Source organism: Streptomyces sp. 7R007 (genome assembly GCF_054850255.1).
The window spans coordinates 103,918-126,532 of record NZ_JBTWMV010000001.1 but is presented as its reverse complement, the minus strand read 5'-3'; the positions used below and the strand labels follow the sequence as shown (position 1 = coordinate 126,532).

Annotated in this window: 16 protein-coding genes and 1 pseudogene; 8 read left to right on the top strand and 9 right to left on the bottom strand. The window is 73.6% G+C overall.

The window, feature by feature from the left end; genetic code table 11:
* Window positions 1-80: 80 nt before the first annotated feature.
* Window positions 81-2,213 (bottom strand): SpoIIE family protein phosphatase, encoded by a 2,133-nt coding sequence (locus ACYF6T_RS00585; protein ID WP_461693217.1) that lies wholly within the window; start codon window positions 2,211-2,213, stop codon window positions 81-83.
* 104 nt (window positions 2,214-2,317) lie between these two features.
* On the opposite strand from ACYF6T_RS00585, the pseudogene ACYF6T_RS00580 reads away from it, so the two are divergent.
* Window positions 2,318-3,064 (top strand): annotated as a pseudogene (locus tag ACYF6T_RS00580) (LuxR C-terminal-related transcriptional regulator); the annotation flags it as partial.
* Here the strand turns inward: ACYF6T_RS00580 and ACYF6T_RS00575 are convergent.
* The 4 genes from ACYF6T_RS00575 to lanKC form a co-directional block, all read right to left on the bottom strand.
* Window positions 2,990-4,849, bottom strand: a complete 1,860-nt coding sequence (locus ACYF6T_RS00575; RefSeq protein WP_461692465.1) for an ATP-binding cassette domain-containing protein — start codon at window positions 4,847-4,849, stop codon at window positions 2,990-2,992. The pseudogene ACYF6T_RS00580 and the gene ACYF6T_RS00575 overlap by 75 nt on opposite strands.
* Before the next feature lie 199 nt (window positions 4,850-5,048).
* Window positions 5,049-6,746 carry an ABC transporter ATP-binding protein gene (locus ACYF6T_RS00570; protein WP_461692463.1) on the bottom strand — a complete coding sequence of 566 codons (1,698 nt, stop codon included), beginning with the start codon at window positions 6,744-6,746 and terminating at the stop codon, window positions 5,049-5,051.
* 95 nt (window positions 6,747-6,841) lie between these two features.
* Window positions 6,842-6,955, bottom strand: coding sequence for a SapB/AmfS family lanthipeptide (locus tag ACYF6T_RS00565; RefSeq protein ID WP_461692461.1), 114 nt, complete (start codon window positions 6,953-6,955; stop codon window positions 6,842-6,844).
* 57 nt (window positions 6,956-7,012) lie between these two features.
* Window positions 7,013-9,592: a class III lanthionine synthetase LanKC gene (gene lanKC / locus ACYF6T_RS00560; RefSeq protein ID WP_461692459.1), complete on the bottom strand. Its 2,580-nt coding sequence runs from the start codon at window positions 9,590-9,592 to the stop codon at window positions 7,013-7,015.
* Between the two features lie 188 nt (window positions 9,593-9,780).
* Here lanKC and ACYF6T_RS00555 point away from each other — a divergent pair, with 188 nt between their 5' ends.
* A complete protein-coding gene (locus ACYF6T_RS00555) occupies window positions 9,781-12,240 on the top strand; it encodes a SpoIIE family protein phosphatase (RefSeq protein WP_461692457.1) in 2,460 nt (819 codons plus the stop codon).
* Here the strand turns inward: ACYF6T_RS00555 and ACYF6T_RS00550 are convergent.
* The gene (locus tag ACYF6T_RS00550) at window positions 12,227-12,682 is read right to left on the bottom strand and encodes a MarR family winged helix-turn-helix transcriptional regulator (protein WP_461692456.1); all 456 of its coding nucleotides are present in this window, start codon (window positions 12,680-12,682) and stop codon (window positions 12,227-12,229) included. The two genes, ACYF6T_RS00555 and ACYF6T_RS00550, sit on opposite strands and share 14 nt — an antisense overlap.
* Window positions 12,683-12,871: 189 nt before the next feature.
* Here ACYF6T_RS00550 and ACYF6T_RS00545 point away from each other — a divergent pair, with 189 nt between their 5' ends.
* From ACYF6T_RS00545 to qcrB, 3 genes are all read left to right on the top strand, one after another.
* Window positions 12,872-13,840, top strand: a complete 969-nt coding sequence (locus ACYF6T_RS00545; protein ID WP_461692454.1) for an alpha/beta hydrolase — start codon at window positions 12,872-12,874, stop codon at window positions 13,838-13,840.
* A 62-nt stretch (window positions 13,841-13,902) separates the two neighbouring features.
* On the top strand, window positions 13,903-14,322 hold the full coding sequence (locus ACYF6T_RS00540; RefSeq protein WP_461692452.1) for a CBS domain-containing protein: 420 nt from the start codon (window positions 13,903-13,905) through the stop codon (window positions 14,320-14,322).
* Between the two features lie 70 nt (window positions 14,323-14,392).
* The gene (gene qcrB / locus ACYF6T_RS00535) at window positions 14,393-15,919 is read left to right on the top strand and encodes a cytochrome bc1 complex cytochrome b subunit (RefSeq protein WP_461692451.1); all 1,527 of its coding nucleotides are present in this window, start codon (window positions 14,393-14,395) and stop codon (window positions 15,917-15,919) included.
* Here the strand turns inward: qcrB and ctaF are convergent.
* Window positions 15,849-16,238: an aa3-type cytochrome oxidase subunit IV gene (gene ctaF / locus ACYF6T_RS00530; RefSeq protein ID WP_461692449.1), complete on the bottom strand. Its 390-nt coding sequence runs from the start codon at window positions 16,236-16,238 to the stop codon at window positions 15,849-15,851. The genes qcrB and ctaF overlap by 71 nt on opposite strands.
* Window positions 16,235-17,911: an aa3-type cytochrome oxidase subunit I gene (gene ctaD, locus ACYF6T_RS00525; protein ID WP_461692448.1), complete on the bottom strand. Its 1,677-nt coding sequence runs from the start codon at window positions 17,909-17,911 to the stop codon at window positions 16,235-16,237. Before ctaD ends, ctaF begins: the two co-directional genes overlap by 4 nt.
* A 156-nt stretch (window positions 17,912-18,067) precedes the next feature.
* Between ctaD and ACYF6T_RS00520 the strand changes: the two genes are divergently transcribed.
* The 3 genes from ACYF6T_RS00520 (at window position 18,068) to ACYF6T_RS00510 (ending at window position 20,457) form a co-directional block, all read left to right on the top strand.
* Window positions 18,068-18,247 (top strand): hypothetical protein, encoded by a 180-nt coding sequence (locus tag ACYF6T_RS00520; RefSeq protein ID WP_461692447.1) that lies wholly within the window; start codon window positions 18,068-18,070, stop codon window positions 18,245-18,247.
* Window positions 18,248-18,342: 95 nt separating this feature from the next.
* Complete coding sequence (locus tag ACYF6T_RS00515) at window positions 18,343-19,410, top strand: glucose-1-phosphate thymidylyltransferase (RefSeq protein WP_461692445.1); 1,068 nt, start codon at window positions 18,343-18,345, stop codon at window positions 19,408-19,410.
* Between the two features lie 243 nt (window positions 19,411-19,653).
* Complete coding sequence (locus ACYF6T_RS00510) at window positions 19,654-20,457, top strand: class I SAM-dependent methyltransferase (protein ID WP_461692444.1); 804 nt, start codon at window positions 19,654-19,656, stop codon at window positions 20,455-20,457.
* Between the two features lie 80 nt (window positions 20,458-20,537).
* On the opposite strand, the gene ACYF6T_RS00505 is transcribed toward ACYF6T_RS00510, so the two are convergent.
* Entirely contained in the window at window positions 20,538-22,493 is a 1,956-nt protein-coding gene (locus tag ACYF6T_RS00505) for a glycosyltransferase family 2 protein (RefSeq protein WP_461692443.1), read from the bottom strand.
* Between the last annotated feature and the right edge of the window lie 122 nt (window positions 22,494-22,615).

Below are 22,615 nucleotides of genomic sequence, written 5' to 3'. Positions count from 1 at the left end.
CTGACCGGCCTCACCCGCGGTTCCGGCCGGCAGTGGACGGCCCGGCCCTCCGGCGGGAGGGCCGGGCCGCACCGCGTGCTTCAGCCCGCCCTGAGCAGCAGCAGCGCCACGTCGTCCAGCCGCTCCCGGGCCGCCGCGCTGTGCCCCACCAGATGGTCGGCCAGCCGCTCCAGCGGCTGGTCACCGGCGGCGGCGAGCAGCTCTCCCAGGTCCGCGAGCGCGTCCTCGATGTCGACGCCGGGCGACTCGATCAGCCCGTCGGTGTAGAGGGCGAGCACCGAGCCGGGGGTGAGGGCGACCTCCGTGGTCGGATAGCCGGCCGGGCCGTCGATGCCGAGCAGCGGACCCCCGGCCAGGTCCAGCACCCGCACCCGGCCGTCCGGCCGCAGCAGCAGGGGCGGCGGGTGACCGGCCCGCGCCATCACGGCCCGGCCGTGCGCCGGATCCAGCCGCAGATACAGACAGCTCGCGAACAGGTCGGCGCCGAGGTCGGTCAGCAGCCGGTTGGTGCTGCGCATGACCTCCCCGGGACTCTGCCCGACGGTCGTGTACGCGCGCACGGCGGTGCGGATCTGCCCCATCAGCCCCGCCGCGGTGACGTTGTGCCCCTGCACGTCCCCGATGACCGCCGCCGCCCCGCCGGCGATCGGCACCAGGTCGTAGAAGTCGCCGCCGATGTCCATGCCCTGGGTGGCCGGCAGATAGCGCGCCGCGGCCTGAACGCCGGGCAGCGGCGGCAGCGAGTGCGGCAGCAGCGCGGCCTGCAGACCGTGCGCCAGCTGGTGCTTGGCGTCGTACAGCTGCGCGCGCTCCAGGGCCTGCGCGATCAGCCCGCCCAGGCTGGTGAGCACCGCCCGCTCGTCCGCGGGGAAGGGGTGCGGCTCGGCGTAGGCCAGCACACAGGTGCCCACCGGCCGCCCGGAGGCGATCAGCGGCAGATACGCCCAGGCCGCGAAGCCGTCGGGGGTGGCGTGCCGCTGCGGATACAGGCGCTCCAGCTGCTGCCGTGACTCGTAGAAGGCGGGCACTCCGGTGTTGAGCGCGTGTGTGCCGGGTGTCTGCTCGGCCAGCGGCAGCCCGTCGAAGCGTTCCACGACGTGCGGGTCGGGGTAGCCGCGGTGCCCCAGGACGTGCAGCCGCCCGGCCCGGGACCCGAGGACGACCAGCGCCTGGCTGCCCACGGCGGGCGCGATCTCGTCCGCCACGAGCTGCACCACGTCCTGCACACCGGCGGCCTCGGTGAGCGCGCCGGCCAGCGACAGCACCTGCGAGATGGTGACCAGCCGGGCCGGCGCGTCCCCGGCCTGCGGCGCGGCCCGGTTCATCTCGGCCACCGCGCGGGCCCGGGTGACCCGGACACTGAGCCCGGTCGTGCTCGGGTACAGCCGGAAGGACAGCCAGTCGCCCGGCGGGCGCAGCGCCACGAACGAGGTGGTCTGCTGACTGAGCAGCGCCGCCCGGTAACGGTCCTCGTACACCGGGTCGTTGAGCCACGGCACCGACGCCCACAGCTGGGTGCCGAGCAGGGCGCTGACGGGGACGCCCATCAGCTCGGCCGCCGCCGCGTTGGCGAAGCAGACCCGCCCGTGCAGATCGAGCGAGCACAGCCCGTACGGCAGCCGGGCGACCATCCGCGCCGCCTCCACCGTGCCCAGCGTGCCGGCCGCCCCCGCCATCGGCGTCGCGGCGAGCAGATCGGGCTCCGGCGGCAGCGGGCCGCTCTCCTCCAGCGCCCGTGCCAGCCGGATCGCCAGCCGCTCGCAGGAGGCGGTCAGATGGTCCCGCTCCCGGTCGGACAGCTCCGGCGGATGGGAGCCGGGCCACGTCACGAAGACCGCCCCGTAGACCGTCGACTCCGTCGCCACGGGAATGGCCGCCAGCGCGAAGGGATACGGCAGCACCACGGCGATGCGCGGATAGCTTCGCGCCATCTCCTCCTCGCCGCTCACCCACACCAGCCGTCGCTCGCGCGCCGCGTCGGCCACCGGGATCGGCGCGCTCAGTCCCACCCGCTCCCACGGCGCGGCGAAGGCGCGGGGCAGCCCGGCCATCACCGCCATCTCCAGCACCGGTGCGTCCGCAGCCAGCAGGTAGACCGCGCCGGAGTGGGCGTGGACCTCGTCCATCATCGATGCCAGCGCCAGTGAGAGCAGCGGCCGGCCCACCCGCGTCCGCGCGGCCGTCGGCGCCTGTGCGTCGGACACGCCGACCACCTCCTCGCCACCGCCGGGCCACGGCGCCCAAGGACCAAGCCCCAAGGTCTAAATCTGCCCCCTGACGGCCGCTCGCGCACGGCGAGCGGCACCGGCCGCGCCGGATGAGCGCAGCACTCACCCACCCCGTGGCGAGGACGGACGGATACCCCGAAAGGCCCGGACCATGCCCCCCGAGTTGTTGCGCGCCAAGTCATACGGGCGCCGGGCGCGCGCCCCCGCGCACCCTGTTGGCCAATTCTTCGCGCCCAGGGACTGTGACGGACGTCAACAATGGGGCACGCGCTCAACACCATGGAACCGGCGGACGGGAAACCGAGGGGCGGGCAGTGATCCGGGTACTTCTGGTGCACGATGCGTGTCTGGTGCGATCGGTCCTGGCGGAGTGGCTGCGAAGGGAGCCCGATCTGAGAGTGGAGGACACGCCATGGCGCAACGCGCCGGGGCGAGTGCGGTCCTTACGGCCCGATGTCTGCGCGGCGGACCTGGAGTGTGCCGACTCCCACGGTCTGCCGCCCCTGGGGGAACTGCGTGCGGGCCCGGACCAGGCGCCGCCGCAGCTGCTGGTGCTCGCCCGGGCCGACAGACCGGGTCTGCTCAAACGGGCGATCGAGGCGGGCGCGCTCGGCTACGTCGACAAGGAGGGCTCGCCGGAGCACCTGGTGCGGGCGATCCGGAGGGTCGCTCAGGGGGAACGTTTCGTCAACGACTCGCTGGGCTTCGGCTTCCTCAAGGCCGCCGAGATGCCGCTGACCCGGCGTGAGCTCAGCGTCCTGTCACTGGCCGCCAAGGGGGCCTCGGTCGCGGAGATCGCCGGGAGCCTGCACCTGTCCAACGGGACCGTGCGCAACTACATGGCGGCCATCACCCGCAAGACCGGTGCCCGCAACCGCATCGACGCGATCCGCATCTCCCAGGGGGAGGGCTGGCTCTGAGCGGCCCGCGCCGCGGGGCGTCCAGCTGCCGACGAGATCGCGGTACAGGGGCGAGGAGACGAGCAGCTCGTCGTGGGTGCCGTAAGCCGTGCCCCGTCCGTCCAGCACCAGGACGCGGTGCGCGCGGCGGGCCGAGCTGATCCGGTGGGCGACCACCACCAGCGTGCCGCCGGGCCGCGCGGCGAAGGCGCGCTCCGCCCGCTCCTCGGCCGGCGGGTCCAGATGGCAGGTCGCCTCGTCCAGCAGGGCGAGCGGGGCGTGCGACAGGTAGGCCCGGGTCAGCGCGATCAGCTGCCGCTCGCCCGCGGAGAGCGCCGCGGGGTCGAGCGGGGCGTGCGGACCGCCGAGGGTGTCGAGCAGCGGACCCAGCCCGACCGCCTCGGCCGCCGCCAGCAGCTCCCGTTCGGGCACCGGGTCCGGGCGGAGGTAGCCGAGGTTGTCGGCCAGCGTTCCGGTGAAGACGTACGCCTCCTGCGGGATGAGCACGCGCCGGGCGGTGGCCGCGGCCGACCCGACCGGCTGCCCGAAGACCCGGATGGTGCCCCGGCCGGGCTCCAGCAGCCCCGCGACCAGCGCGGTCAGCGTGGACTTGCCGATGCCGCTCGGTCCGACGACGGCCAGATGGGCGCCGGCCGGCAGGGCCAGGTCGAGGTCCTCGATGACGGGGGCGGCGTGGGGGCCGTAGGCGAAGGTGACGGAGGTGAGGGAGAGGGCGGTGTGCCCGCTCTCCTCGGTGGGGCTGCCGCCGCCGTCGGCCCCCTCGCCGGCCTCGGGCAGATCGCCGGCCGTCAGCCTGCGCAGGACCACCGTCAGGCGTGAGCCGCTGGTGCCCAGGCCGTGGACCAGGTTGCGCAGGGCGGGCAGGAGGGACTGGGTGACGTAGGACAGCGCGCCGACCAGGGCGCCGGTGCTCACGCCGTGCGCCAGCAGCCAGGGGGCGGTGGCGAGCAGGAGCACGATCGGGAGCTGGCCGCCGGCGGCGAGGGAGGCCACGCGCAGCACGGAGAAGCGGGCCAGACGGCGGGCGGCGCGCAGTTCGGCGTCGACGCGTTCGCCGGTGCCGGCGGCGATGTGCGCCTCCGCTCCGGTCGCGGTGATGTCCCTGAGGCCCGGGCAGACCTCGCCCAGCCGGTCGGCCAGGGCCTCGTCGGCCGCGAGGAACGCCTCCTGCCGCCGGGCCAGCGGGCGCAGCGTCGCCGCGAACAGGGCCACACCGGCGGCCAGCGGGGGCCCGACGACCAGCAGCAGGAGCGGGTCGAGCGAGACCAGGCCGACGAACGCGCCGACGGCCGTGAACAGGAACGCCCGCGAGACCATGACCAGTCCGGCGAAGGTGTCCCGGGCGATCTCCACCTGCTGGGTGAGCCCCGACAGCGCGCCGCCGTCGGCCCTGCGCACGCCGCGCTCGACGACCCGGTGCACGAGCCGGTCGCGCAGCGGTTCGACGAGGGCGGCGACGGCCGCGTACACCCGCGCGGTCCCGTACGCGCCGACGACGACACCCAGGGCGGCGACCGCGAGCCACCCGAGCCCGGCCTCCGTACGCCCGCGCAGGAACCCCTCGTCGAGGGCGCGGGCCGGGGCGTACCCGGTGAGGAAGGTCTGCCCGGTCTCCAGCACCGACCAGCCGGCGAGCCGCACCACGACCCGCCACCGGTCCCCCAGGAACCGCAGCCCGCGCCGGTACAGCGTCTCCCTCATCGCCGCACCTCGCAGCGACGCGCGCTGAGGGGGACCGCACGGGGCGGCACCCGGCCAACCGTCGCCACCACGTTCCGGCGCAGCTCACGGCGCCCGGTTTCCTCCTCCCCGGCGGTGGTGTGCACCCGTGGCACCGCGGGGCGTCCCGGCCGCGCGCACCGCTCGCCGTCGCGGCCACCGCGCCGTCCGTCCGTGCCGCTCACGCCGCTTCCTCCGCTCCGAAGACCGCCCGGTAGCCGGGCAGCCGCCACAGCTCCGCGTGGGGGCCCACCGCCCGGACGCGTCCTCCGTCCAGCCAGGCCACCGCGTCCGCGCGGGCCGCGGTCGCGGCGCGGTGGGCGACCAGGAGGCGGGTGCGGTGCGAGTCGTGGGCGAGCAGGGCGCGGGTGATCTGTTCCTCGGTCACCGTGTCGAGGCTGGAGAGCGCGTCGTCCAGGACGAGCAGCCGCCCGTCGTGTGCGAACGCCCGTGCCAGGCCGAGGCGTTGGGACTCGCCGCCGGAGCGCGGGGCGTCGGCGCAGGCGGTGGCGTAGCCGTGCGGCAGGCGGCGCACGAAGTCGTCGGCGCAGGCGCTGCGGGCCGCCTCGCGCACGCGTTGCGGAGAGGGGGAGGAGACGCCGAGGCCGATCGCCTCCTCCACGGTCGTGCCGAGGAGGGCGGGGCGTTCGAAGGCGTAGCCGACGGCGCGGCGCAGTTCGTCGTGGGTCAGTTCGGGCAGCGGCACGCCGTCGAGGAGGACCTCGCCCGCCTCCGGGTCGGCGAGGCGTCCGGCGAGCGCGGCCAGCAGGGACTTGCCGGCGCCGGAGCGGCCGACCACGGCGAGCGCCGTGCCGCCGGGGACGACGAGGTCGACGCCGTCGAGGACGGTGTGGCCGCCGCGCCGTGCCGTCACGCCGCGCAGCTCCAGCCGGCCCGGGCCGGGCGGCAGCCGGCGTGCGCCGTGCGTGGGGGCGGGCTCGGCCAGCACCTCGTCGAGGCGTCCGGCGGCCGCCCGGGCCCGGGCCAGCGTGGCGAACTGGCCGACCAGCACGCCGACGCCGGTGGCGAGGACGGCGTACCGGGAGGCGGCGAGCATCTCGCCGACCGTCAGCCGGTGCCGGGCGAGCAGCACCCCGGCCACGGCGAGGACCCCCAGCTGCAGCAGCGGCGCGACGGCGACGGCCTGGCCGGCGGCCCGCCCCTGCACCCGCCACATGCGGTGCCCGGCGCGGGAGAGCTCGGGCAGCGGACGCAGGATGCGCGCCGTCTCCCTGTCCTGGGTGCCGGCGGCGCGGACGGTGCGGTGGCCGGCGACGGCCTCCGCGAGCGCGGCCGCGATCCGTCCCTGCACCTGCTGGTAGTCGGCCGCGCAGCGGGTGGTGTCGCGGGTGAACGCGCGCAGCAGCAGGGCCAGTACGGGCGCCCCGGCGAGGAAGACCGCAGCGAGCCACAAGTCGATGAGGCCGAGCGCGACCATGCCCCCGACGGGACCGGCGAGCGCGGCCAGCAGGGCGGCGCGGGCGGCCGGCGCGGTCCCGGCCTGCGCCGCGTTGCCGACGCATCGCGCCACCAGGTCACCGGGGCCGAAGCGGTCGGCGGCCCGCGCTCCCACGGCCAGCACATGCCCGGTCAGCCGCCGGCGCAGCCAGGCCGTGGTGCGGGCGTCGAGGGTGCCGGTGAGCACGGTCTGACCGGCGTCGAGGAGGGCGATCAGCAGCACCAGTCCGGCGCAGCACAGGATCCAGCGGGTCGCCGACGCGTGGGCCAGCAGCAGGTCCAGGGTCCGGCCGAGCGCGGCCGGCAGGAGCAGCCCGGCACCGGTGCCGACGGCGCTCACCAGGCACAGGGCGACACCGTGGGGCGCGCCGTGGCGGGTGGCGGTGCGCAGCACCTCGGGAGCGTCGGCACGGGAGTTCATACGGCTCCGGGATCGCTGGGGCTCGGTAACGGACCCCGGGCGGCCCCTCCCTCGCGGGAAGCGGGCCGCCCGGAGCCGCGGACACACGGGGAGCGTCAGACGCAGAGGATGACGCTGGCCGCGCTCACACAGGAGAGCAGGCTCACGGTGCTCGCGCCGCCGTCGGTGTGCTCGTCGGATTCCATCGTCTGCAGGTCGAGCAGTGCCATGTCGTGTCCTTCCGTTGTCATCCCTTGGGGACGGGGTTGTGTCACGACTCCATCAGGTCACGGAGCCGCGTGCGGGGGCCGCCGCAGGGGCGGCAGGAACGGCAGGTGGGCCGCACACTCGCCGTCGAGTGCCGCCGCGAGCGCGAGCAGGCACCCTGCCGTTCCGGTGGCGAGGTCCATGGAGAGCCGCATCATCTGGTGGCCGGGGAAGGCCAGTTGGCCCTCGTACGCCATCGCGTACCAGCCGAGACCGTCGATCTGCTCGGTCATCCGGCGGTCGGTGGCCTCCGGCTGCGGGGTGCGGCCGAGGTGCAGGATCATCCCGGCGCGGCCCTGGAAGAGACCGGGCTGGGCGTAGAAGCGCGAGGTGGCGGCGGTCAGGATGCCGGCGCGTGCCTTCTCGAACCCGGCGTCGTCGGCGTGCGTCAGGTAGTCGTCGAGGACCATCCCGATGCCCACGCTGCCGTCGCCCAGGTAGGGCAGGGTCCGCCAGCCCTCGTCGACCTCCAGGCCGCCGCCGTTCTTCTGCACGACGCAGCGCTCCAGATCGCGGCGCAGCGCCACGCCGGCCGCCTCCAGCAGTGCGGCGTCGCCGGTGTGCTCGTACCGGCGCAGCAGGAACAGCGCCACACCGCTCGCGCCGCGCAGCAGCCCGGCCCGCCGTCGCCCGGGTGCCGGTTCGGCGAGGCGTCGTACGAGGATTCCCGCGGCCTCGGCGGCCCGCTCCGCCAGCTCCGGCTCGCCGGTGGTGCGGGCGAGTTCGTCCAGGACCAGGCCGAGTCCGGCCAGGCCGCCGTGCAGGTCGGAGGAGAGGTTCTGCCAGCGTTCGGCGAGGATGCCCTCGACCAGGTCCAGGGCCCGCTGCCGGTGGCCGAGCCGGGCGAGGACGTGGGCGACGCCCGCGAGGCCGTCGTAGAGGCCGAGCATGGTGCCCGCCGGAACGGGGTCGGTGCGGGCCAGCAGCCAGCGCTCGCCCTCCTCGTACCGCTCGGCGCCGGCGGCGTCCAGGGCGTAGAGCACTCCGGCCGCGCCGTGCGCGAGGCCGAGGCCGCCGCCGTCGGAGAACTGGGCGACGTCGCCCGGGAAGAGCCGGTCCTCGCGGTCGGGGGTGGCCGAGGCGAGGAGTGCCTTGACCATGGAGTCCCGGCTGTGCGGCCAGTCGCGCGGCTGCACGTAGGCGGGGGCGCCGGTCGCGGAGGAGCGGGTGATCTCGGCGACCGCCTCGGCCAGGAAGTCCCCGGGCACGTCCGGGAACTGCTCGGCGATGATCTCGGCCAGGTGGGCGGCCTTGCTGCGGTCGACCACGAACAGGGTGGTGACCGGCAGGAACAGCGCGAGCCGGAGACAGGCCAGCGCGTAGCGGTCCACGTCGACGCCGGTGCGGTCGGGCGGGGCGAAGAAGCCGGGGTGGGCGACGACCTGGCGGCCGTTCTCCGTCACCGGCGCCGCCGCCTCGAAGTCGAGCAGGAAGACCGACTCGTCGTCCGGGGCGACCATGATGTTGAAGACGTGCAGGTCGTTGAAGACGATCCCGCGCGCGTGCACGGCCTCCACCGCGCGCTCCACCGCCCGGTGGATGCGCACCGCCCACGCCGTGTACGCGGCGACGTCGTCCGGGTCGGGGTCCGGGCGCAGCAGGGGATGGCGCTGGGCGAAGTAGGAGTTGAGGGGGCGTCCTTCGAGGAAGTCCATGACCAGGAACCGGTGGTCGCCCAGGGTGAACCAGTCCCGCACCTCGGGCACCACCCCCGTGCCCGCCACCTGCTCCAGGGCCCGCTTCTCGCGCTCCAGCCGGGCGATCGCGTCCGCCCCGTCGGCGGCCAGCCCGGCGTGCGGGCGGCCCTCCTTCAGCACGACCTTGCGTCCGTCGCGGGTGTCGGTGCCGGCGTACACCCCGCCGCCGTTGGAGAAGTGCAGCGCCTTCTCGATGCGGTAGGGCAGCTCGCCCACGGTCGTGGTGTTGCGGGCGTCGAGATGCGGCTGGAGGAACGGGGGCAGCGTCACCCATGCGGGCACCTGGAACGACGGCGCCCGCCGGTCCGGCACCAGCGTCCCCTCGCCGTCGCGCACCGCCGGCACCAGCGAGCCGCGGTCGTCGACCACGAAGGTGCGCGCGAAGGCGCCGTAGCGGACGTAGAGCGGGCCGTCGTTCCAGCGCAGGTCGGTGAGGATGTACGGCCCCTCGAAGCCCGCCAGCAGCTCGCCCAGCTCGCACAGCACCCGGTGCAGCTGCTCCTCGTCGGCCGGGTAGACGGTGACGAACTTGCCGCTGCCGTCGCGCGCCGCGTACTTGGTGTTGCGCAGGTGCAGCAGGTGCGGTCCCGGCACGAACTTGAAGGGGATGCGGCGCGGCACGCAGTAGTCCCACACGATCGCGGCGATCCGGTCGGCGTTCTCACGGGTGGCCGAGGCGTGGATCTTCCAGCCCTGCGCCGGGCCCGCCACGGGGCTGCCGTCCTCCCGCAGCGGCGTCAGCGTCAGCCAGTCGCCGATCCGCGCCGCGTCCCAGCCCGCGGGGACCTCCCGGCGCGCCGTGTCGAACAGGGGAGTCGCCCCCTGGCCGGCCGCGGACAGCCGATCGGGCGTGTCGTAGAAGTGTCTGTCCGCGAGCGCGTACACCTCGTACCGCTTGTCCATGGATTCCCCTCCGTGGTCCGTCCACGAGACTTCCAGCCGGGCCGGGGGCCGGGCCAGTCACGGCTGTCACGACATCCCTGTGCGGTACGCATGCGTAAAGACATGTTCGGACCGTTTCGAGTGACACGGCCCGTCCGCCCTCCACGGAACGTTCACAGGGGCTGCGCGGGCGGCGCATACGCGCTGTAATGACGGACGTGGTCAGTGAGGGCGCTGCGGGACGCAGAACGAGAACGCTGCGTGCCGAAGATGCCCTGAAAGCGCTCACGACCGATCCGGACGCACCCGGACGGACCCGTCGTGTGCTGGAGCAGGCCCTCGTCTTCGCCGGTGCGGCGTTCGCGGCCGTGTACACGCCCGCCGAGGGCGGCGAGGTGCTGTGCCTGAGCGAGTCGGCGGGCGTGCCGCGCACGCTGTTCGGGCTGCGCGACAGCTACCCGGTGGTGGGCCGTTCCCCGGTGGCCGACGCCTTCCGCGCCGCCGACGCGGTGTGGCTCGGTCCCGAGGAGCTCGCCGAGGGCGCGGGGTCCCGGCGTACCCCCGCGGGGCGGTTCTCGCTCGGGGTCCTGCCCGCGCGCGGGCAGGAGGGCGGGGGCGTGCTGCTGGCGGTGAGCGAGCGGCCGGACGGCTTCGGCGCCGAGGACCGCGCGTGCCTGGCGCTGGTCGCCGACGCCGTCGCCTGTCCCGCCCCGGCCCGTGCCGCCGAGGGCGAGGAGCTGCCCGCGGGCGCCTTCAGCCTCGCCATGGACAGCGGGCGGGTCGAGGTCGGCGACGAGATCCTGGAGCTGTTCGGCCTCACCCGGGAGGAGTTCGACGGCAAGGTCGAGACGCTGCTCGGGCTGACCGTGCCGGAGGACCTGCCCTCGCTGATGTCGGTGGTCGAGGCCGACCACATGTCCATCGGGGACCGCGAGCTGGAGTTCCGGGTGCTGCAGCCCGCCGGCCCGCCCAAGTGGCTGCGGCTGCGCGGGCGGCTGCTGACGGGCGTCGAGGGCCGGCCGGTGCGGCTCGTGGGCACCGTCGCCGACGCCTCCAAGCTGCGCTCCGACGTCACCGACGTCGCCCGGGTGCAGCGGCTGGCGGCCGCCCTGGCCACCGCCGGCACCGTGCGCGACGTCAGCCAGGCCGTGGTCGCCGCGCTGCGCAAGCCGCTGCGGGCCGACCGGATCGCGCTGGCCGAGCTGGAGGGCGAGCGGCTCATCGTCACCGTCCTCGACCCGCCGCAGCCGGAGTCCTGGCCGGAGCTGTGGCGTCTGGAGTGGCGCTCGGAGTGGCCCGACGCGCCGGTGCGCGCCATGCCGACCCTCGCCGCCGCCCTGCGTGAGGGCCGCGCCCACATCTGGCCGGCCGGCACCCCGCTGGAGCCCGCCCTCGCGGACGTCGGTCCCGGCGGCCTCGCCGTGCTGCCGCTGTCCGCCGGCAACCGCATGGCGGGCGCCTGTCTGATCGGCTGGGACACCCCGCACGACTTCGGCCCCGACGAACGCGCCCTGCTCACCGCCTCCGCGGGCCTGGCCGGGCAGGCCCTGATGCGCGCGCACGCCTTCGACGCCGAGCACGAGCTGGTCGGCATGCTCCAGCGCCAGCTGCTGCCGCGCCGGCTGCCCAAGCTGCCCGGCGCGGTCGCCGTCGCCCGCTACCTGCCCGCCACCGCCGGCCTGGAGGTGGGCGGCGACTGGTACGACGTGATCCCGCTGCCCGACAACCACGTGGCTCTGGTCATCGGCGACGTCCAGGGCCACAGCACGGCCGCCGCCACCCTGATGGGCCAGATGCGCACCGCGCTGCGCGCCTACGCCGTGGAGGGGCACCCGCCGGACGTCGTCGTCTCGCACGCCAACCGCCTGCTCACCGACATGGAGACCGATCTCTTCGCCACCTGCTGCTATGTCGACGTCGACATGGAGGAGGGCTCGGCCTGGTACGTCCGCGCCGGGCACCTGCCGCCGGTGCTGCGTCACCCGGACGGCAGCACCGAGGTGCCGGAGGCGGACGGCGGTCCGCCGCTGGGCGTGCTGACGCAGGCCGACTTCCCGATGAGCCCGCTGCGGCTGCAGCCCGGCACCCTCGTCGCCCTGACGACCGACGGGCTGGTGGAGTCCGCCGAGGACGACATCGACACCGGCATCGACCGGCTGGCCCGCGAACTCGCCGTCTCCGACCCGGCCCACCTCGGCCTGGTCGCCGACGCGCTGCTGGGCAACGCGCACCGCGGCGACGACGTCGCCCTGCTGCTGATGCGCTACGACGGCATGGCGCTGCGTCCGCTGCGCGAGAGCTGGACGGTGTGGCGGGTGCCCGAGGCGGTCGGCCACGCCCGCCGTTACACACGGCGCGTGCTGCGCACGTGGGGCGTGTCGCGGGACGACCTGGACGCCGTGCTGCTCATCGTGTCCGAGCTGGTCACCAACGCCCTGGTGCACACCGACGGGCGGGTCCGGCTCGACCTGACCCTCGTCAACCACCGGCTGCGCGTCTCGGTCGCCGACTCCTCGCCGCGCACCCCGGCCAAGCCGACCAGCATCGGCTGGGAGGCCACCGGCGGGCGCGGCATCCTGCTGGTGGAGGCCATGTCGGTGGCCTGGGGGACCGTGCCGGTCAGCGGCGGCAAGCAGGTGTGGGCCGAGGTCGCGCTCAGCGGGCCGTGACGTTGGCGGTGATCAGCCGCAGCAGGTGTTTGGCCGCCGCGTCCTGCTCGGGGGTGAGGCCCATGGCGTCGCCGATGGCGAGCGGCACGGTGCCGGCCCGCTCGCGCAGGCGGGCGCCCTCCCCGGTCAGGCGCAGGGCGACGGAACGCTCGTCGTCCACGCGCCGCTCCCGGCGCAGCAGCCCCGCGGCCTCCAGGCGCTTGAGCAGCGGCGACAGCGTGCTGGACTCCAGTTGCAGCGCGGTGCCCAGGTCGCGCACGGAGATGGAGTCCTGCTCCCACAGCACGAGCATGACCAGGTACTGCGGGTAGGTCAGGCCCAGTTCGTCCAGCAGCGGCCGGTAGCGGGCGGTGACGGCGCGGGAGGCGGCGTACAGGGCGAAGCAGAGCTGGTCGTCGAGGAGCAGCGATCCCTCGCTCGGCTCGGGTGCGGCTGGGCCCACGGTGCGGCTCCCGGGTGCGGTCCTGATCACGGCGTCCACCACCTTATCGTTCCGGTCTGTCCGATTCTATCGAGCGAGACTTGGTTGTGCACGACTTAGTCGCGCGCTATTGTCCGTGGTGTGCCGCACCACCGGCCCCCGGCATCCCGCCGGAGCCCGCCCGCGGCATCCGATCCCGAGGAGTCCGCCATGACCGGAACCACCGCACCCCGCCCCGTCCTCGAACCCGCCGCCCAGGCCTTCGCCGAGGCCACCGCCAACCCGCCCTACCTCTTCGACCTCGGCCCCGTGGAAGGCCGCAAGGCCGTCGACGAGGTGCAGTCCGGCGCGATCGACAAGCCCGCCGTCGACGAGGAGTGGATCACCGTCGCCGGCGGCCCGACCGGCTCCGTGCGCGCCCGCCTCGTCAGGCCCGCCGGCGCCACCGGCACCCTCCCGGTGATCGTCTACATCCACGGCGCCGGCTGGGTCTTCGGCAACGCCCACACCCACGACCGCCTGGTGCGCGAACTCGCCGTCGGCGCCCGGGCCGCCGTCGTCTTCCCCGAGTACGACCTCTCGCCCGAGGCCCGCTACCCCGTCGCCATCGAGCAGAACTACGCCGTCGCCCGCTGGGTCGTCGAGCAGGGCGCCGGCAAGGGCCTGGACGCCACCCGCATCGCGGTGGCCGGCGACTCCGTCGGCGGCAACATGACCGCCGCCCTGACCCTCATGGCCAAGCAGCGCGGCGACGTCCCGCTCGTGCAGCAGGTGCTCTTCTACCCGGTCACCGACGCGAACTTCGACACCGCCTCCTACCACCAGTTCGCCGAGGGCTACTTCCTGCGCCGGGACGCCATGCAGTGGTTCTGGGACCAGTACACGACCGACGAGGCCGAACGCGCCCAGATCACCGCCTCCCCGCTGCGCGCCACCGTCGAGCAGCTCAGGGACCTGCCGCCGGCCCTGGTCGTCACCGGCGAGGCAGACGTGCTGCGCGACGAGGGCGAGGCGTACGCCAACAAGCTGCGCGAGGCCGGCGTGCCGGTCACCGCCGTCCGCTACCAGGGCATCATCCACGACTTCGTGATGCTCAACGCCCTGCGCGAGACCCACGCCGCCCAGGCGGCCATCACCCAGGCCGTCGACGTCCTGCGCACCGCCCTGGGCACCGCCTGACGGGGTACCCGGCGTCCGGGCGGGGAGGTCCCTCGCCGCCCGGACCCACAGAGAGGCACGCCATGACCCAGCACGTCAGCGACATCATGACCGCCGCCCCGGTGACCGTCGAGCCGCAGACCTCGGTCACCGCCGTGGCCCGGATCATGCGCGACCAGGACCTCGGCGCCGTCCTGGTGACCGACGGCGACCGGCTGCGCGGCCTGGTCACCGACCGCGACCTGGTGGTGCGCTCCCTCGCCGAGGGCGGCGACCCCGAGCAGACCACCGTGGCCGGCGCCTGCAGCGACGACCTGGTCACCGTCACCCCCGAGGACGACCTGGACCACGCGGTGCGGCTGATGCGTGAACACGCCGTACGCCGCATCCCGGTCGTCGAGCACGGGCAGCCCGTCGGCATCGTCTCCCTCGGCGACGCGGCCATGGAACGCGACCCGGAGTCCGCCCTGGGCGACATCAGCGTGGCCCGGCCCAACACCTGACCACCCGAACGGGTGTTTCCCGCCTCCCCAGTACTCGGCTCCGCCCGCGCGTGGGATGGACAGCACGGCGGTGCGGAGCAGGGAGGCGGTCAGGAGTGCGACGATCGACACCGGGTCCGGGCGAGCGGCTCGCGGACGCGGCCGACGCCCGGCTGCCCGTCCACGAGGCGGGGGACTGCTGCGCAAGGCCTTCCCCGACCACTGGTCGTTCCTGCTGGGCGAGCTGGCCCTCTACAGCCTGCTGGTGCTGGTCCTGACCGGCGTGTGGCTGACGTTCTTCTTCCACCCGGACCTGCGCGAGGTGGTCTACGCCGGCCGGTACGTGCCCCTGCGGGGCGTGCGCATGTCGGCCGCCTTCGACTCCACCCTGCACATCAGCTTCGACATCCGCGGCGGCCTGCTGATGCGCCAGATGCACCACTGGGCCGCGCTCGTCTTCGCCGCCGCGATCGGGGCGCACCTGCTGCGCGTCTTCCTCACCGGCGCCTTCCGCCGGCCCCGCGAACTCAACTGGGTCATCGGGCTCACCCTGTTCGTGCTCGCCCTCGCCGAGGGCTTCGCCGGCTACTCGCTCCCCGACGACCTGCTCTCCGGCACCGGCCTGCGCATCGCCCAGGGCATCATGCTGTCGATCCCCGTCGTCGGCACCTACCTCGCCCTGTTCGTCTTCGGCGGCCAGTACCCCGGCCAGGACATCGTCGGCCGCCTGTACTCCCTGCACGTCCTGCTGCTGCCCGGAGCGCTGATCGGCCTGGTGACCGTCCACCTGATCCTGGTCTTCCACCTCAAGCACACCCAGTGGAGCGGACCCGGCCGCACCAACGGCAACGCCGTCGGCAAACCGATGATCCCCCAGTTCGCGGCCTCCTCCGCCGGCCTCTCCCTGGCCGTGTCCGGCGTGCTCGCGCTGCTCGGCGGCCTCGCCCAGATCAACCCCGTGTGGACCTACGGCCCCTACCGTCCCGACCAGGCCTCCACCGGCTCCCAGCCCGACTGGTACGTCGGCTTCCTCGAAGGCGCGCTGCGCCTGGTGCCGCCGTGGGAGACGAACCTGGCCGGACACACCCTGATGTGGAACGTGCTGCTGCCCGCGGTGGTCCTGCCGGCGCTGCTCTTCCTCGGGCTGTACCTGTACCCGTTCGCCGAACAGCGGCTGACGGGGGAGTGGCACGAGGAACGGCACCTGTGCGACCGGCCGCGCGACCGCCCCGTGCGCACGGCCCTCGGCGCGGCGGGCGTCACCTTCTACGGCGTCCTGCTGCTGGCCGGCGGCAACGACGTCGTCGCGCAGAGCTTCCGCATCTCCGTCAACACCCTCACCTGGGTGCTGCGCGTCGCCCTCGTGCTGGCGCCCGTCGCCGCGTTCCTGCTCACCCGGCGGCTGTGCCACGCGCTGGTGGCGGCGGAGCGGGAGCGGCTCGCCGAGGGCGTGGAGACGGGCGAGGTCCGCCAGAGCGTCGACGGCGGCTACACCGACGGCCACCGCCCGGTCACCGAGTTCCGGCCCGGGGCGCCGCGCACCCCGCTCAGCCCTCCCGTCCGGCGTACTGGAACACCATCCCCAGAACCCCACGAGCCAGCACCGCGCAGCCGATGAGGAACAGCCACAGCCCGTAGACCACGCCGAGCGCGGTGACGGCGAACCCCAGCGCCGTCACCACCGGCCACCGGCTGTCGGGCGGGAAGAACTCCACCGGGCCCGCCCCGTCGGCCACTTCGGCGTCCTTGCGGTCCTGCGGGCGCCGCCCCCGGTGCCGGTACTGGACGGCCGCGAAGAACGACACCAGCGCCGCCATCAGGAACGCGATCACCAGCACCGCCGTGCCGGCCGGCTCCCCCGACCACCAGCCGTACAGCGCGGACACGCCCGCGAAGAACAGCGCCACCGCTCCGAAGAGCATCGCCTCGGCCCTCACCGCAGTCCCTCCTCGTGCGCCTGCCGTACGGCCTGCGGATGGTGCAGGTCGAACGCCGGCGACTCGGACCGCACCCGCGGCAGCGCCGTGAAGTTGTGCCGCGGCGGCGGGCACGCGGTCGCCCACTCCAGGCCGCGGCCCCAGCCCCAGGGGTCGTCCACGCTGACGCGGCGACCGTGGCGGGCGGTGCGCCACACGTTGTACAGGAACGGCAGCGTGGAGACGCCCAGCAGGAACGCCCCCACGGACGAGAGGGTGTTGAGGAGGGTGAAGCCGTCGCCGGGCAGGTAGTCGGCGTACCGGCGCGGCATCCCCGCCTCACCGAGCCAGTGCTGCACCAGGAACGTCAGCTGGAAGGCGGGGAACAGCAGCCAGAAGTGCACCTTGCCGAGCCGCTCGTCGAGCATCCGGCCCGTGAACTTCGGCCACCAGAAGTAGAAGCCGGCGAACATCGCGAACACCACGGTGCCGAACAGGACGTAGTGCAGATGCGCCACGATGAAGTACGAGTCCGTCAGATGGAAGTCCAGCGGCGGCGAGGCGATCAGCACCCCGCTCAGACCGCCCAGCAGGAACGACACCAGGAAGCCCAGCGACCACAGCATCGGCGTCTCGAACGAGACCGAGCCGTTCACCATCGTGCCGATCCACGCGAAGAACTTGATGCCCGTGGGCACCGCGATCAGGAACGACATCAGCGAGAAGAACGGCAGCAGCACCGCGCCGGTGGCGAACATGTGGTGCGCCCACACCACCGCGGACAGCATGGTGATCGTGACCGTCGCCCCGATCATCGGCAGATAGCCCCACAGCGGCTTGCGGGAGAACACCGGGATGATCTCCGAGATGATCCCGAAGAACGGCAACGCCACGATGTAGACCTCGGGATGGCCGAAGAACCAGAACAGGTGCTGCCACAGCAGCGCGCCGCCGTCGGCCGCGTCGAAGACCCGCGCCCCGAACTTGCGGTCCGCCTCCAGCGCCAGCAGCGCCGCCGTCAGCACGGGGAAGGCCGGCAGCACGAGGATCGAGGTGAACAGCACGTTCCAGGTGAACATCGGCATCCGGAACATCGTCATCCCGGGCGCGCGCAGACACATGATGGTGGCGATGAAGTTGACGGCGCCCAGCGTCGTCGACACCCCCGTCACCACCAGCCCCATCACCCACAGATCACCGCCCGCCCCGGGCGTGTGGTAGGCGCTGTTGAGCGGCGCGTACGCGAACCACCCGAAGGCCGCCGCCCCGCCGGGCACCACGAACCCGGAGACCACCATCAGGCCGCCGAACAGGTACATCCAGTACGACAGGGCGTTCAGCCGCGGGAACGCCACGTCCGGGGCGCCGATCTGCAACGGCATCACCGCGTTCGCGAACCCGGCGAACATGGGCGTCGCGAACAGCAGCATCATGATCGTGCCGTGGATCGTGACGAACTGGTTGTAGGTGTGCTCGTTGACGAACTGAAGCCCCGGGCGCGCCAGTTCGGCCCGTATGGCGAGCGCCAGCAGCCCCGCGAACAGGAAGAAGCAGAACGCCGTGACCATGTACAGACGGCCGATCACCTTGTGATCGGTGGTCGAGGTCCAGCGCAGCAGCGCGGCGCCGAGCGCGCTCTCGGAGGAGCCGCCCTGCCGGGCGGCACGCTCCGTCAGGGGCGGTGGCTGTGTCATCGTCCTCCTCCACGGGCCGCGGCGACGCTACCGCCGCATGACCGGGCGGGTGGGGCGCCACGCCTTGGTGTGGGCCGTCAGCGTGGCGTTTGGCGACCGTGCGGACGGGGACTCGTCTGTGCGAGCACTGAGGCAGAAGGAAGAAGATGAACCGCCGTGACGTCGCACACCAGTGAGAAGCTCATGACCCGTCGCCCGGAGACCGGTTGGTCGAAGGCCCGGCGCCTGCGGGACAAGGGCGGCGTACGGACCTGCCTGCCGGCCGTGGCCGACGAGGCAGCCGCCCGGACGGCCCAGCCGGGCCCGGAGGGCAACATCGTGCGAGGCGAGGACTGACTGTCCGCTCCGCCACCGCCGGCGCGGCACAGTCGTAACGTCCGGGCCATCCGGTGGCCGGTCGCCCGACAGCGACCGGCACTAGGGTCGGCCGGATGAAGGCACTCGTGCTCTCCGGCGGCGCCGGCACCCGACTCAGGCCGATCACGCACACCTCGGCCAAACAGCTCGTCCCCGTCGCCAACAAGCCCGTTCTCTTCTACGGGCTCGAATCCCTCGCCGAGGCGGGCATCACCGAGGTCGGCGTGATCGTCGGGGACACCGCCGACGAGATCCGGCAGGCCGTCGGCGACGGCTCCCGGTTCGGCCTGAAGGTCACCTACCTCTCCCAGGACAAGCCCCTGGGCCTGGCCCACGCGGTGCTCGTGGCGCGGGACTGGCTCGGGGACGACGACTTCGTGATGTACCTGGGCGACAACTTCATCGTCGGCGGCATCAGCGTCCTCGTCGAGGAGTTCCGCACCAACCGGCCCGACGCGCAGATCCTGTTGACCCGGGTGGCCGACCCGCGCGCCTTCGGTGTCGCCGAACTCGGCGCCGACGGCCAGGTGGTGGGCCTGGAGGAGAAACCGGAGCACCCCAAGAGCGACCTCGCCCTGGTCGGCGTCTACCTGTTCACGCCCCTCGTCCACGACGCGGTGCGGGCCATCCGGCCGTCCCGGCGCGGCGAACTGGAGATCACACACGCCATCCAGCACCTCATCGACACCCGCGCCGACGTGCGCTGCACCCGCGTCGAGGGCTACTGGAAGGACACCGGGAACGTCGTCGACATGCTGGAGGTCAACCGGACGGTCCTGGAGGGCGTGGAGCGCCGCATCGACGGCGAGGTCGACGACGCGTCCGAGACGATCGGGCGGGTGGTGATCGAGGCGGGCGCCCGGGTGGTCCGCTCGCGCGTCGTCGGCCCCGTGGTGATCGGCGCGGGCACCGTCGTCGAGGACTCCTACGTCGGCCCCTTCACCTCCGTCGCGGAGAACTGCCGTATCACCGACAGCGAGGTGGAGTTCTCCATCGTGCTGCGCGACTCCTCCATCCGCGGGGTGGGCCGGATCGAGAGCTCGCTGATCGGCCGGCACGTCGAGGTGACCCCGGCGCCGAGCGTGCCGAGCGCCCACCGGTTCGTCCTCGGCGACCACAGCAAGGCGCAGATCCACGCATGAGGTCCCTGCCGGCCGGTGAACGAGCGATGCGGGAAGAGTGAACGGAAACAGGCACGATCGTGCGAACCGCTTGGCTCCACAGGGTTCGCACACGTAGGTTCTTGGGCACCATGTCGGATCTCGAACTCTTCGCGACACCGTCGACGTCGTCGCCTGCCATGCCACCGCCTGGCCCGCGAGATCCCGGCATGCCTACAGCGCCTTCGCACGAAGCACTGCCTCACATCCGCAAGGAGTCCCTTCGTGAATCGCCATGAGTTCCTGCGCGAACTGCACAAGGTCAGCGCAAACCGGAACTACCTGGAAATCGGTGTCAACGACGGCCGCAGTCTCCGGCTGTCGCGTGTGCCCAGCATCGCCATCGACCCCGCCTTCAAGGTGGTGGTGGAGATCAAGTGCGACGTCCATCTGGTCAAGGCCACCAGTGACGACTTCTTCGCCCGCGAGAATCCGCTGGCCCACCTCAAGGGCGGCCGCCACCCGCTGCGCAACCTGCGCCGGGGCCGCGACCCGCTGGGCCACTGGCGGCGCACCACGCTCGACCTGTCGTTCATCGACGGCATGCACCTGTTCGAGTACGCGCTGCGGGACTTCATGAACGTCGAGAAGCACTCGGACTGGTCGAGCGTGATCGTCTTCGACGACATGCTGCCGCGCAGCGTGGACGAGGCGGCCCGCGACCGCCACACCAACGCCTGGACGGGCGACGTCTACAAGGTCATCGAGATCCTCAACCGCTACCGTCCCGACCTGGTGACGGTCCTCGTCGACACCGAGCCCACGGGCCAGCTGGTCGTCTTCGGCGCGGACCCCTCGAACACCGTGCTGGACGACAAGTACGACGAGATCATGGCCGAGTTCAACGTGCCCGACCCGCAGAAGGTGCCCGAGGCGATCCTGGAGCGGGTGCGCGCGGTCAAGCCGGAGGCGCTGGTGGGAGCCGACTTCTGGCGTCCCCTCGTACGCGCCCGCAACCGGGGCCTGAAGCGCTCCCGCGGCTGGGAGCCGCTGCGCTCCGCCCTGGAGCAGATCGCCCCCAGCCGCTGAAGACCCGGTAGACCCGGTAGACGCGGATGCGCGGGCCGACCGGCCCGCGCACCCATGCTCTCGATGCCGCCTGTCCGGTCCTACCGGGCCTGCCCGCGCGCCCTGGCCAGTGCCGCGGCCAGTACGCGGCGTGCTCTGCGGGCCAGTCGGCGTGCGGCGCCGGGCTGTGGGGCCCGTACCGCCCGCACCGTCCGGGTGTCGCCGCGCAGGGCGAGGGGCAGCGGGTGGAAGCGTGGCGTGCGGGCGTCGGGAGCCAGGCACAGCGCGGCCCGCCAGGTCGCACCGGGCAGGTCGCCGACGGGCAGGGAAACCGCCAGCCGGGCCGTCCCCTGGCTGCCGGAGGACTTGTCCGGGGACAGCACGCCGGGCGCGTCCACCGAGGCGGTCGGCGAGGTCAGCCGCAGCACCACGCCGGTCTCCCCGGGCGTGTGCAGCGGCAGGGGCGCGACCAGCAGGCCGTCGGTGACGGTGACGTCCCGCGGGGTGAGCGACGCCAGGCCCAGCCGCTTGCCGGCGCGGTCGACGTCCAGGGAGAGGTTGGCGTTGCGGTCGGTCCAGTAGGGCAGCACCACCCGGCCGGCCACGACCCCCGCGGCCAGGGCGGCGCCGCTCCTGCGCGCTCCCGGCCCGATCCGGCACTCCTTGGTCCAGCCGCCGAGCCGGACCCGCGCGTACGTGTCCCACAGGCTCGCGTGCAACGGCACGCCCCCCGCCGCCCGGCCCGGGTCGACGGTGGCCGCCACCCGCAGCAGCAGCCGGACCTGCCCGCTGTCCTCGACCGGCACGATCTCGCGGGTGACCTCGACCGGCTGGAAGTACTGGGCGCCGCTGGCGCGGTCGCGCAGCAGCAGGTCCCCGCCGCAGGTGCCGAACCGGGCGACGGAGTCCGCGCACACCCAGGCGATCGCCTCGGCGACGTTCGGCGGCGGACCGTCGAGCGGGGTGCGCACGGCACCGCCGGGAAACGTCATCGGTCTGCCGCCCGAGGTGATCTCGGCGGTGAAGTCGGCGCGCAGCACGCCGTCCGTCCACTCCAGACGCCCCGGCGTGGCCGCGAGCCCCAGGCCGGCCTCCCACTCGGCGAAGGCGACCACGTCGTCGTAGCGGTCCGCGGCGATGAACGCGGTGACGACCCGCTGCGCCGGGTGGACCTTGGCGGCGACACCGGGCCCGAAGCGCTCCACCGTGATGTGGTGGATCTCCTCGAACAGCTTGCGCCGGTAGTCGTCCGGCATCCGCAGAAAGCGCCGGCCGCGCAGCCGGTCCACCATCTCCACCCGCAGCCAGCGGCGGTAGAGGCTGTCGCGGACCTCGCCCGGTTCGGTGTACTGCTCCACCACGTCCAGGGCCTCGCGCAGGTTCTTGAAGTACCCGGCGGGCTCGAAGCGCTGGAAGCCGGCGTTGGAGGAGTCGTCGCGGCGTACGTGGTAGTAGCAGACGTAGTCGCCGATCACCGAGACGTTGGCGGCCCGCAGGTACGCCTCGACCACGAAGACGTGGTCCTCCAGCCGCCGCCGGCCCTCGGGGAAGCGCAGGCCGATCTCGTCCAGGAACGCCCGGCGGAACATCTTGTGCGGGGTGAGGCTGTCGATCAGCGGGGCGTCGGCGACACTGGCGCGCGGACGGTTGCGGCGGAACAGCTCCACCGGCACGCCGCGGCCCCGGCCCGCCATCTTGCCCACGACGACGTCGGCGCCGTTGGCCACGCCGTAGCCGTACATCCGCTCCAGGGCCTCGTCGCCCAGGTAGTCGTCGTTGTCGACGAACATGACGTACTCGCCGCGGGCGGCGGCGATGCCGACGTTGCGCGGTTTGCCCGACCAGCCGGAGTTCTCCTGGTGGATCACCCGGACCCGGGGCTCCTCGGCGGCGAGCGCGTCGAGCCGGGCCGGGGTGTCGTCGGTGGAGCCGTCGTCGACGAAGACGACTTCGTACTCGTCTGGGGGGAGGGACTGTCTCAGCAGTGAGGTGATGCAGTCCTCGATGTAGTTCCCCGGGTTGTAGACGGGGATGATGACACTGACCTTGACCGGCATCGGCCTTCCGAGCCCCCTCGGGTCGCTCGCCGTGTGTGTGGGGGAATGCGAGTGGCCCGATGCTAGCGCCGCCGGACCCCTCGCCCACTCCCGACTGGCTGTGAGAGCGCCGAGCGGGCCGT

What these genes read in the sequence shown, in the direction of transcription:
- ACYF6T_RS00555 (WP_461692457.1), top strand. Translation starts at nt 9,781, where the DNA reads ATGACGGACGTGGTCAGTGAGGGCGCTGCGGGACGCAGAACGAGAACG.
- ACYF6T_RS00565 (WP_461692461.1), bottom strand. Translation starts at nt 6,955, where the DNA reads ATGGCACTGCTCGACCTGCAGACGATGGAATCCGACGAGCACACCGAC.
- ACYF6T_RS00515 (WP_461692445.1), top strand. Translation starts at nt 18,343, where the DNA reads ATGAAGGCACTCGTGCTCTCCGGCGGCGCCGGCACCCGACTCAGGCCG.
- lanKC (WP_461692459.1), bottom strand. Translation starts at nt 9,592, where the DNA reads ATGGACAAGCGGTACGAGGTGTACGCGCTCGCGGACAGACACTTCTAC.
- ACYF6T_RS00545 (WP_461692454.1), top strand. Translation starts at nt 12,872, where the DNA reads ATGACCGGAACCACCGCACCCCGCCCCGTCCTCGAACCCGCCGCCCAG.
- ACYF6T_RS00540 (WP_461692452.1), top strand. Translation starts at nt 13,903, where the DNA reads ATGACCCAGCACGTCAGCGACATCATGACCGCCGCCCCGGTGACCGTC.
- ACYF6T_RS00575 (WP_461692465.1), bottom strand. Translation starts at nt 4,849, where the DNA reads ATGAGGGAGACGCTGTACCGGCGCGGGCTGCGGTTCCTGGGGGACCGG.
- ctaD (WP_461692448.1), bottom strand. Translation starts at nt 17,911, where the DNA reads ATGACACAGCCACCGCCCCTGACGGAGCGTGCCGCCCGGCAGGGCGGC.
- ACYF6T_RS00570 (WP_461692463.1), bottom strand. Translation starts at nt 6,746, where the DNA reads ATGAACTCCCGTGCCGACGCTCCCGAGGTGCTGCGCACCGCCACCCGC.
- ACYF6T_RS00505 (WP_461692443.1), bottom strand. Translation starts at nt 22,493, where the DNA reads ATGCCGGTCAAGGTCAGTGTCATCATCCCCGTCTACAACCCGGGGAAC.